The organism is uncultured Microbacterium sp., from assembly GCF_947488465.1.
Lineage (GTDB): Bacteria > Actinomycetota > Actinomycetes > Actinomycetales > Microbacteriaceae > Microbacterium.
The window spans coordinates 1-9,730 of sequence record NZ_CANKZA010000009.1 but is presented as its reverse complement, the minus strand read 5'-3'; the positions used below and the strand labels follow the sequence as shown (position 1 = coordinate 9,730).

At 65.1% G+C, this 9,730-nt stretch carries 12 protein-coding genes; 7 read left to right on the top strand and 5 right to left on the bottom strand.

The window, feature by feature from the left end; all coding sequences use genetic code 11:
* Positions 1 to 208: 208 nt before the first annotated feature.
* The 5 genes from Q0653_RS13915 to Q0653_RS13895 form a co-directional block, all read right to left on the bottom strand.
* A complete protein-coding gene (locus Q0653_RS13915; RefSeq protein WP_298945348.1) occupies positions 209 to 1,042 on the bottom strand; it encodes an NmrA family NAD(P)-binding protein in 834 nt (277 codons plus the stop codon).
* An 18-nt stretch (positions 1,043 to 1,060) separates the two neighbouring features.
* Positions 1,061 to 1,585 carry a TetR/AcrR family transcriptional regulator gene (locus Q0653_RS13910; protein WP_298945346.1) on the bottom strand — a complete coding sequence of 175 codons (525 nt, stop codon included), beginning with the start codon at positions 1,583 to 1,585 and terminating at the stop codon, positions 1,061 to 1,063.
* Positions 1,586 to 1,622: 37 nt separating this feature from the next.
* Positions 1,623 to 3,149: an MFS transporter gene (locus tag Q0653_RS13905; protein ID WP_298945344.1), complete on the bottom strand. Its 1,527-nt coding sequence runs from the start codon at positions 3,147 to 3,149 to the stop codon at positions 1,623 to 1,625.
* 183 nt (positions 3,150 to 3,332) lie between these two features.
* On the bottom strand, positions 3,333 to 4,598 hold the full coding sequence (locus tag Q0653_RS13900; protein WP_298945342.1) for an MFS transporter: 1,266 nt from the start codon (positions 4,596 to 4,598) through the stop codon (positions 3,333 to 3,335).
* Positions 4,595 to 6,250 (bottom strand): ABC-F family ATP-binding cassette domain-containing protein, encoded by a 1,656-nt coding sequence (locus Q0653_RS13895; protein ID WP_298945340.1) that lies wholly within the window; start codon positions 6,248 to 6,250, stop codon positions 4,595 to 4,597. Before Q0653_RS13895 ends, Q0653_RS13900 begins: the two co-directional genes overlap by 4 nt.
* Positions 6,251 to 6,618: 368 nt before the next feature.
* Here Q0653_RS13895 and Q0653_RS13890 point away from each other — a divergent pair, with 368 nt between their 5' ends.
* The 7 genes from Q0653_RS13890 (at position 6,619) to Q0653_RS13860 (ending at position 9,268) form a co-directional block, all read left to right on the top strand.
* A complete protein-coding gene (locus Q0653_RS13890; protein WP_298945338.1) occupies positions 6,619 to 7,077 on the top strand; it encodes an NUDIX domain-containing protein in 459 nt (152 codons plus the stop codon).
* Positions 7,078 to 7,126: 49 nt separating this feature from the next.
* On the top strand, positions 7,127 to 7,282 hold the full coding sequence (locus Q0653_RS13885) for a hypothetical protein (RefSeq protein ID WP_298945336.1): 156 nt from the start codon (positions 7,127 to 7,129) through the stop codon (positions 7,280 to 7,282).
* A 263-nt stretch (positions 7,283 to 7,545) separates the two neighbouring features.
* Positions 7,546 to 7,695, top strand: coding sequence for a hypothetical protein (locus tag Q0653_RS13880; protein WP_242087784.1), 150 nt, complete (start codon positions 7,546 to 7,548; stop codon positions 7,693 to 7,695).
* Complete coding sequence (locus Q0653_RS13875) at positions 7,692 to 8,108, top strand: hypothetical protein (RefSeq protein WP_298945332.1); 417 nt, start codon at positions 7,692 to 7,694, stop codon at positions 8,106 to 8,108. Before Q0653_RS13880 ends, Q0653_RS13875 begins: the two co-directional genes overlap by 4 nt.
* 12 nt (positions 8,109 to 8,120) lie before the next feature.
* Positions 8,121 to 8,780, top strand: coding sequence for a DUF6349 family protein (locus Q0653_RS13870; RefSeq protein WP_298945330.1), 660 nt, complete (start codon positions 8,121 to 8,123; stop codon positions 8,778 to 8,780).
* Positions 8,777 to 9,070 carry a hypothetical protein gene (locus tag Q0653_RS13865; protein WP_298945328.1) on the top strand — a complete coding sequence of 98 codons (294 nt, stop codon included), beginning with the start codon at positions 8,777 to 8,779 and terminating at the stop codon, positions 9,068 to 9,070. The genes Q0653_RS13870 and Q0653_RS13865 overlap by 4 nt, the downstream gene beginning before the upstream one ends.
* Positions 9,071 to 9,121: 51 nt before the next feature.
* Positions 9,122 to 9,268, top strand: coding sequence for a hypothetical protein (locus tag Q0653_RS13860; RefSeq protein ID WP_298945326.1), 147 nt, complete (start codon positions 9,122 to 9,124; stop codon positions 9,266 to 9,268).
* Positions 9,269 to 9,730 lie beyond the last annotated feature (462 nt).

Genomic DNA, 9,730 nt, shown 5'->3' with positions numbered 1-9,730 from the left:
ACATTTCGGTCGTGTCAGCCACGGCCATCTCCTTTCGGATCAGGCCGGAGCCCACACACCGTTATTCGGACAGTCCCCATTCGGGCCTGCCGAAAACGATGTCCAGAACGTGGTTTCGGTGGACGTTTGCGGCAGGCCGTAGAGGGCTGTGAACCCCCGTGTGTCGATGACGATCGTTATTGATCGATCCCGGGTGCGATGCCCAAAGTTAGGCGTCCCATGCGTCGTTACGCGCGGCCCGCAGGGCGAAGTCGCGGAAGTCCTGCGGGGATCGGCCGAGCACGTCCCGAACGTGCGTGGTGGTGGTCATGAGGTCGCCGGCGGCCATTGTGGCGAATAGTTCTGTCAGGAGCTCGACGCCTTCCTTGGGTTCACCTCGCTGCTCTTGCTCGTGCGTGTAGTCCTCTGGCGAGACGGCCGTGTAGGTGATGTTTCGATCGGTTGCGTCGCTAAGTTCTTGGGCGACGTCGTTGAAGGTGAGCGCTCGTGGGCCGGTGAGTTCGTAGTCAGCGTCGATGTGGCGGTCATCGGTGAGTGTGGCTACCGCGACGGCGGCGATGTCGTCTGCGTCGATGAATGCTTCACCGCCGTCGCCCGCGGGGAGACGCAGCTCACCGGTGATGACGTAGTCGCGGAGGAAATCCTCAGAGAAGGTCTGCATGAAACACCGGACCCGGAGCACGGTAAGCCCGAGACCGGATTCGGCGAGTGCATTCTCGGCATTGCGAAGGACCTGAAATTCCTCGCTTCCGTCGTCTGGGACGGATGCCATCACTGCGCGCGTTGCACCGTTCTGAATGGCGAGCTTCCCGAACTCGCGCAGTTGATTCAGCGTGTCTGGGTCGTAGAGCGAGGCGGTGACGACATAGATCGCGTTGACGCCTTCGAGTGCGGCTGGCCAGGTGTCGGCGTCTTGCCAGTCGAATCGGATGTCGGTGGAGCGTGACACTGCCCGGACCGCGTGCCCCTGCGCGCGGAGGAGTTCGGTGATGCGTTTTCCGGTCTTACCTGTTGCCCCGGTGACCAAGATGGTTTCGTTCAAGGTGCCCTCCAAGGGATGTCAGTTCTTGCGGATGAGGTCGATGATGCGTTCAGCGGTGTCGTGGCGCTGCTGAGGCGGGATGCGGGTGCTGCCGAGGACGTCGTTGACCCAGAGGCCGTCGGCGGCCAGAAGTGCGAGCGTGTAAGCCTCGTCGTCGGTCGGCTGCGGTCGTGGCGCCCACCGTCGCAGCACGCGATCCCATACGTTTTGGTTCTCGGTGTGGTGGCTGTCGAGGATCATCTGCACCTCGGCGCGGGTCGCCGGCGTGGAGGCCAGGCGAATGAATGCGACGAGGCGTTCGGTTGCGGTCGCTTCATCGGCGGTCTTGCCGCATGCAGCCTCGAGCTGGTCTTCCCAAAGCCGGGCCATGTGCTCGTGGATCGCAGCGATCAAATCTTCGCGGGAGGGGAAGTGGTAGATGATCCCACCGCGGGTGATCCCGGCGGCCGCGGCTACGGAGTCGAAGGTTACTGCGGTGATGCCTTCGGACTCGATTACGGTGACGGCAGCGTCCAGGATCACGTTTCGTTTGCTCTCGCGCATGCTGAGTTCCTTCTCTCGCGGGGGCGGGTCGGGTGTGTCAGTGGTTCTCGGCGAACTTCATTGACTGACTGCGCAGGCCGTACCCGCGCAGGAGCAGGTTCGTCACGAGGGCGCCAATGGCCAGCATCACACCCAGCACGATCATGGTGACTAGGTATGCGGTGTCGAACGCCGCGGTCGCAGCAGTGATGAGTCCGGTGTTTCCCTCGGCCACGGCCAGCGCGTCGCCGAGGCTCTCGCCAGCGACCTCCGGGGAGCCTGCAGGCAACCGCACTGCAGACATGTAGACGAAAGTCAGCAGACTTCCGAGGATGGCGACAGCGGAGAGCGACCCCATCTCGTAGGAGACCTCTTCGATCGACGCAGCCATGCCCGCTTTGCGGGGGTGGGCGTTGCCCATGATCGCGGCTGACGCGACTGAGAACGCACCACCGAGCCCGAGCCCTGTGATGATGAATCCGGTGACAAGCAGGATGAGGATGTCGCTCGCGGCCGCCGCGATCGAGACGAGCAAGCCGAGTGCGCCCAGGCCCAGCCCGCCGGAGATGATGATCCGGAGTCCGAGCACATGCAGGAATGCGGCACCCAGCATCCCCGATGGCAACGCACCGAGCGCGAGCGCTGCGACGAGCAGCCCAGCCTGCAGCGGGCTGAAACCCTCGACCAACTGGAAGCGTTGGGTCGCGATCAGCTGTGCGCCGGCAATGGTGAACATCGCGAACGCCGCTGCCAGAACACCCCCGGTGAAGGCCTTGTTGCGGAAGATAGAGAAGTCCAGCAGCGGTTCCTCCATCCGACGCTGACGCCGCACAAAGAGCACGAAGCCGAGCACCGCGGCCACAGCGGCGATGGCGATGAGGGCCCAATTCTGGGGGAAGTGCGCCAGTTCCTTGATGAACAGCACCGTGCCAACCAGGCCCACCATCGCGTAGACCGAGGAAAGCAGGTCCCACGACTTCGACGGATCAGCATCGTTCCGCGGCGCGACGATCGCTGTAGCGATAAGCGCCGCGACCACGATGGGTACGTTGATGAGGAAAACCGATCCCCACCAGAAGTGCTCCAACAACGTTCCACCGACGATCGGCCCCAGGGCGGCTCCGACCACCGAGAGACTGCCCCAAATCGCGATCGCGATGTTGCGCTCCCGCTCGTCGTCGAACGCCAGACGAATCAGCGCCAGCGTCGCCGGCATCATCGAGGCGGCACCCACCGCCAACAACGCTCGCGCGGCGATCAGCATCTCCGGACTCACCGAGAACGCAGCAGCCACCGACGCGACGCCGAAGATCACCAGACCGATCACAAACATCCTGCGGTGACCAATCCGATCGCCGAGCGTTCCAGCTCCGAGCAGCAGACCAGCCATCACGACCGGGTAAGCGTTGATGATCCACAGTGCGGCCGACCCAGAAGCGCCGAGCTCTGCGGTGAGCGTCGGCAGCGCCGTGTAGAGGATGGAGTTATCCAGGGTGATGAGCAGCAAACCTGCACCAACCGTCACAAGCAGCCACCACCGCCGCTGCGATGAGACTGACACGTTCGACTGCTTCTGCTGACCCATTCTCTAACTATACCACCTAGTTAGTAAAGTTTGGGCTATGGCTAAGTCGGGAACTGGTGCGCACCATAAACGATCGTTTGCGGCACGGTCGAGCGGGTTGGCGGAGACGCACCCCGAAACTCCGCCCCGAATCAAAACCCCTTTCGGCACACCGTGGTTTCGGAACGGAGTTTCGGCACGCGCTCACGTGTCCAGTGGTTGTCTCGTTTCGACATGCCGCATGCGTCCTGCGACAAGCGCGACGACAGCGAGCAGCGTCGGCGCGACGCCCGCCACGATGAAGATGGCTGGTATCGGTACGACGAGCGACAGCGGCCCGGCGATCGCGATCGAAACGGGTATGAAGGCGATCGAGACGAAGAAGTCGAGACTGGCGACGCGCCCAATCATCTCCGGTGGCACGAGTCGTTGAAGCAGCGTGCCCCAGATGACTACACCAGCTCCCGTGGCCGCGCCAACGGCGAACAGTGTGATGAGCATCACCGCCAGGTCGTTGACGAGGCCGATCAGCACGAGCGGGAGGGTTCCGCCGCCCCAGAGGCCGATCATGAGCGTGAGATAGCGCCGGGGCAATTTGAGAGACGACACGATGAGCGAGCCGATTGCGCCGCCGATTCCGTAGGCGGCGAGCAAGAGTCCGAACGTCGCTTCGGCGTCGTCGAAGCGGTCGCGGGTGAGGAACGGCAGCAGCACCTCGATTGGCCCCTGGATGATGAGCGCGAGCGATGATCCGAAGATCAGCGTCCACAGCAGCCACCGGGTGCGAGCGACGTAGCGGACCCCAGCTCGGAGATCCCCCCACACGCTCGTGCGTTCTTCCGACGTCGCCGGAGCGGGTGCGTCCTCGCGGCGGCTGAGGAACAGGGTGATGACGAACGCGACCGCGTAGGAGGCGGCGACGATGACCGCGCCAACGGCGGGGAAGAAGGCCCCGACGACAATCCCTCCGAGGGCGGGGCCGAGGCCCTGGCCCATTGATGGCCTGAGAGCCCCTTCGAGCCCGTTCGCGGCGAGTAGTTGCTCGGGTGGGAGTACTTGCGGGAGGTAGGCGCTGTAGGCGGGGTAGAAGAACGCGCTACCCGCGCCCATCGCGAACGAGGCGAGCCCGACATGCCACAGCTCGATTGCGCCTGTGAGGGACAGCACAGCGACGGTGGTCATGACCGCCGCGGTGCATCCCTGCACGGTGATGATGATCCGTCGTTTGGAGAAGCGGTCGGCTACCACCCCGCCGAAGACCGAGAAAGCGAAGAGACCGAGGCTGAGCCCGGTAGCCACGGCCGAAAGAGCAAGGGGACTGTCGTCGAGGGCGAGCACCTGGAACACCATGACGATGGTCCACATGCCGGTGCCGAAGACCTCGATACCGACCGCCGCGAACAGCAGCCGATAGTCGCGGGTGGCAAGAGGGCGCAGCGCCCGCAGCCGGTCGGGAGTCTCGCGGTTCATACCAGCGCCTCGCTCTCGGTCGGTGCTGCCAGTCGCAACGAGGGCCAGCCGTCGACGTCGCGAAGAAGCTGCCTGTCGTGGGTGGATACGATCACAGCCGCTTGGGTGGCGTTGAGCGCGTCGGTCAGTTCGTCGACGAGCGCGATCGATAGGTGGTTGGTCGGTTCGTCGAGCAGGAGCACGTGAGGCTTGGTGGCGAGCACCAGGGCCAGGTCGAGGCGCCGTTGCTGGCCCATCGACAGCTCACCTATCCGCTTGCTCGATTCGCGGGCGCGAAGGAGCCCGAGCTGCGAGAGCCCGACGGCCTCGCTTGGGTGGACGGTGCCGGCCGCCACGAGTGTGTCGACGTGGGCCGCGTAGACCGCGCTTGCGCGACGATCCGGCGGCAGCGCGGTCTCCTGGCGGAGGAACGCAAGCCGTACATTCGATGGACGACGAACGCTGCCCGTGTCCGCGTGCAGATCACCCGCTGCAACGCTCAACAGAGTGGACTTCCCGGCCCCATTGGGTCCGGTCACGACCAGACGCCCCCGGTGCGCCAGCGAGAGCGTCACCGGGCGCGTGAGCCTGTCGGCCACGGTCACCTGATCCACACTCAGTAGCACCGCTCCGGTTCGGGTCGCGAGGTCCGGGAAGCGGAACACTTGCGGCGGCTCGGGGACGGTCACCGCGTGCGCTTCGAGTTGTTCCTGCCGGCGGTGCACGCTTTGCACGAGCCCGCCCGCGCGCGTCGCCCGTCCGTGCTTGTTGGTTCCCTTCTCTGGGCGCCAGCCCGAGACGAGACGATTCTGCGCTGAGCTGAGACTGTCCTGCAGTCGTGCGAGCTCGGTCTGCTGTCGCTCGTATTCTTGCTCCCACCGTTCGCGCTCTGCGCGCCGGCCTTCCCGGTAGCCGGCGTAGCCGTTGCCGTACACGCGCACCTGATCGTCGGGGGTTGGGTCGAGGTCGACGATCGTCTCCGCGACGTCGGATAGCAGCGCGCGATCGTGGGTGACGACGATCACGCCGCCGTTTCGCGACCGCAGTTGCGCGGTCAGGAACTCGAGGCCGCTCCTATCGAGATGGTTCGTCGGCTCGTCGAGCAACAGGAAATCGTCATCGGCGCCGAGCAGGCACGCCAAGCGCACGCGGTACCGCTGCCCGACGGAGAGGTCGTGCAGTCGGCGGGCGGGATCGGTTTCGGCGTCGAGCGCTTCCAGCGCGATCTGCACCCGCCGTTCGGCGTCCCACGCATCTAGGACTTCGGCGTGCTCCAGAGCGGCGGCATATCGCTCCTCAGCTCCGGTGACGCCCGCCGAGAGTGACGCCGCGGCCGCATCGAGGGACGCCAGGGCGGCCAGCGGCTGCGCGATCGCTTCCGCGACCGCCTGGCCCACGGTTCTATCGTCGCCGCTCGGCATTTCCTGTTCGGCTATGCCGAGCGTCCCGAGTCGCTGCACTACTCCGCTGTCCGGGGTGAGAGTGCCGGTGAGGACGTGCAGGAGCGTCGACTTACCCCGGCCGTTCTCGCCGACGATCGCTACGCGCGAGGTAGCCGTGATCGTGAGGTCAACGTGGTTGAGGACGGGGGTGGCTCCGCGCATCACAGAGACGTCGGACGCGATGAGCTGCGCGCGATTACGCGCGGGTCGAGGGGTGTTGAGGGAGAGCATTCGTATCCTTCGGAACGACGCACCGCACGGCTAAGAAGCGTGCGAAGGTGCGCAAGATGACGGCGACCCGTGGAGGGTCGAGAACGAGCGGCCGCCGCAGGCTCGGATGACTCAACGAGCGCGGTAGGCCTTACTCAGCCGTCACAGGAAGTACAAATGCACGTTTCAAGGGTAGGCGCGATCCGCGCCGCTATGCAACAGCGCGCGACCTTGTAGGTTTCCGCAATCGCTCGAAACTGATCGATTCCGGCACGACGACCAGATGCGGCGCGGTGACCTCGACACGCCGTGCCGAAACCCTGTGCCGAAACCCTTCATCGGCCGAAACTGAAGATCTACCTTTTCGGGACGCTCCGTACACTTCCCTCATGCCTCGATCGGAGTACGTCGCATCGATCCGATCCCGAATAGGGACCGATCTGCTCCTGCTGCCCGGCGTGACCGCGGTAATCCGTGACGAAGATCGGTTCTTGCTCGCCCGGCATCAACACTCCGGGCTGTGGAGCCTCATCGGCGGTGCGGTGGAGCCGGGAGAGGAGCCGGGAGAGGCGGTCATTCGCGAAGTGTTCGAGGAGACGGCGGCGAATGTGCGTGTTCGGCGCATCGTGGGCGTGTACGGCGGACACCCGATGATGGTGACCTACCCCAATGGGGATCAAGTGGGGTACGTCACAACTGCTTACGACTGCGAGCTTCTAAGCCCAGCTACACCGGACCTCGACGAACTCTTGGAAGTTGGCTGGTTCGAGCGGGATGAAATCAAGACGCTGCCGCGACGAACCTGGATCGATCGAGTCATTGACGATGTGCCGCGTGGGTCGGTGTAAACCCGCCTGTGCCGAAACCTCCTATAGACCGTTCGAAGTCGTGCCATCCATGCAGTTACCCGCCAACTCCGAAGCAGCGCCCCGACTCGTGGAACGTCTCAACGACACCATGACGATGATCGAGAGGACCGCCGCGCCCAAGCGCGTCGACGACTACCAGGCCCCCGGAACCAGCCTCCATCCCGAAGGCCCCGGGCTGTCCTGACGAACCCACCAGAGCAGCCCTGACGGGCCGCTCGACGCGCACGCTCCGCGTGCCCTGTTCTTTCATCCCAGGGTCGAGCCGGAAACTCCGAGCCTAAGTCAGCTCCGCCGGCTCCGTTCCCTCCGGTCGCTATTTGCAGACTCCGCCCTCCGCTGCGCTCCGGGCTCCGCTTAGCAACCGCTCCCTCCAGGCACTGCGCCGACTCCGCTGACACCGGCACTACGTGTCCGGCCCGACGCCGGGAAAACGGAGGGGGAGAGGCAATGGACTTCAGTTGCATCGACTGTGGAGCCATCGCGACGCGCGAGGTGGAAGACCCGATCGACGACGACCGGTACCCCGTGTGCGTCTGGTGCGCCAACGGCTACACCGCCGCCGGATACACCACCCACCTGGCGGGAGCGGCCCAGTGAGCACCGACCTCGCGACCCTCTGGACCTGCGCCCAGCGCATCCGCGCCCGCGTCGGGTACGTCGAGCGCGCCACCAACGAAAGCGTCCGCCGCGAATGGGAAGCCCTCGACGCCGAACTCACCACCCTCGGAGTCCCCACCTACGACCGACACGGACCCTCCACCCCCGGCCACGCCTGGTGGACAGCCCAGACCACCAGCGGCCGCATCGTCGGGCGATGGGCCGAATCGTTCGAGGAAGCCGCCCTCGAACTCTCCCTCGCCTGGGACGAACAACTCGCCTGGTGCGTGCCCGACACCGCCCTCGACATCGACCACCGCTACCCCAGTCGACGCCACGAGCCCCGCACCTTCCCCGTCACCACCGAACCCGTCCCCGGCCCCGACTACGCGCCCCTCGCGCCCCTGTTCTGAGAGGACCCCGCCATGAACACCCTGATGGAGATGATCGACGACCTCATCCACGAAGCCGACGTCGCCGCACTCCCCGAATGGAACGGCATCCCCCTCGGACGCCCCACCTTCACCTACCGTCACCCCGACGAGCTCGACGCCGGCTGGGACCGCTGGATCGCCCTCCACGGACACTTCAACAGCATCAACGCCTCCCACATGTGGCACCGCAGCTACACCAACAAACACCGCCAGCTCGGCGACCACACCATCGACCAGTTCGACATCGACCTCCGCTGCGCCGCAGGAGCCCACCAAGAACACCGCGCCACCCTCGGCCTCGGAACGATCTGCTCCTGCGTCGGCAACTGCCTCACCCAGCTCATCTGCAGCACGTGCAGCTGGCACCACATCGGCACCGAAAACGAGTGCGTCGAAGCCTGGCACGACCACGCCTTCCCCGGCTGGCGCAGCCTCCCCGTCCTCCCCGCAAAGCTCCGCGGACAGATGGGCACCACCAAGCTCACCCCCCAGCTCGAGGACTGGTTCGACACCAACTACCCCGCCAACATGCGCGTCCCCGGCGCCCCCATCATCACCGAACGCGGCCCCTACGGCACCCGCCACGTCCCCGGCTACAGCCCCTTCGGCGGCTACGACCTCAGCGCACCCCAGGAAGGAAACCCCGAATGAATACCGACCTCGACACCCTCATCCGCACCGTCGCCGAGATGCTCCCCTTCCCCACCGAGATCCACACCGACATGGGAGCAGACACCTGGAACCCCCAGATCTACTTCGGACCCACCGACACCAACAACGGCAGCGGACTGCCCGCCCACCGGGCCGGCATCGACCACGACAACAACCGCCCCGTCTGGTGGATCGACCTCGATGACGGCACCCGCACCATCCTGCTCACCGACCTCACCATCGAAGACGCACCCGCAATCGCCGCTCGCATCATCGCCAACAACACCTGACCCTGTGGACACAGACCAATGCCCCGACGCACAGGCGCCTACCCTGACCCGATGACCCCCGACGACGAGGACACCGACTGGCTCGGCTTCACCCCCAACTGCCGCCAATGCCTCGTGCAGCTCGAGGCCGTCGATGACCCCAAGCGCACTCCAGTCTGGCGATGCCCGCTCTGCGGACTCATCCAGCTACCCACGTGAGGCAGAAGGAGTGAGTGTGGGGGAGGCTCGACACCACCCCCCCACCGGAGTTAATCGATGGTGATACGGGGCGCGTCGAGGGGGCCGGCCTCGGTTTTCGGTCGAGACGTAGCTCGGACTCCGAGTGTGCTTTCGACCCCGACTTCAGCGCGGGAATGGAGTCCGAGGATAACGCCGGGTGCTCGTACGCCTGACGGTCGAACAGGCACGGCTACGCTGAGGCGGTGACTGTTCGACAAGAGGTATACCAGAGCGCGTTCAACCCGGCACCATCGCTTCCCTACAACTTGCGCGTCCTGGACTTCCAGTCGGCAATGCAAGATGTCTATGACTTCTTCTACGACGTGAATCTGCACCTGCACGACAAGCGTCTACCTCGCCTAGATGTGATGTCCAGGGACGTTGTTGCGTGAATCGCTCGTGATTTCTGAGGGGTGAAGGCCTCCGGTTGCGAGAGTGGAG

Excerpts from the sequence above, each read along its gene's own strand:
- Q0653_RS13895 (WP_298945340.1), bottom strand. The coding sequence starts at position 6,250 with ATGCTCTCCCTCAACACCCCTCGACCCGCGCGTAATCGCGCGCAGCTC.
- Q0653_RS13870 (WP_298945330.1), top strand. The coding sequence starts at position 8,121 with ATGAACACCCTGATGGAGATGATCGACGACCTCATCCACGAAGCCGAC.
- Q0653_RS13910 (WP_298945346.1), bottom strand. The coding sequence starts at position 1,585 with ATGCGCGAGAGCAAACGAAACGTGATCCTGGACGCTGCCGTCACCGTA.
- Q0653_RS13905 (WP_298945344.1), bottom strand. The coding sequence starts at position 3,149 with ATGGGTCAGCAGAAGCAGTCGAACGTGTCAGTCTCATCGCAGCGGCGG.
- Q0653_RS13880 (WP_242087784.1), top strand. The coding sequence starts at position 7,546 with ATGGACTTCAGTTGCATCGACTGTGGAGCCATCGCGACGCGCGAGGTG.
- Q0653_RS13900 (WP_298945342.1), bottom strand. The coding sequence starts at position 4,598 with ATGAACCGCGAGACTCCCGACCGGCTGCGGGCGCTGCGCCCTCTTGCC.
- Q0653_RS13860 (WP_298945326.1), top strand. The coding sequence starts at position 9,122 with ATGACCCCCGACGACGAGGACACCGACTGGCTCGGCTTCACCCCCAAC.
- Q0653_RS13865 (WP_298945328.1), top strand. The coding sequence starts at position 8,777 with ATGAATACCGACCTCGACACCCTCATCCGCACCGTCGCCGAGATGCTC.
- Q0653_RS13885 (WP_298945336.1), top strand. The coding sequence starts at position 7,127 with ATGCAGTTACCCGCCAACTCCGAAGCAGCGCCCCGACTCGTGGAACGT.
- Q0653_RS13890 (WP_298945338.1), top strand. The coding sequence starts at position 6,619 with ATGCCTCGATCGGAGTACGTCGCATCGATCCGATCCCGAATAGGGACC.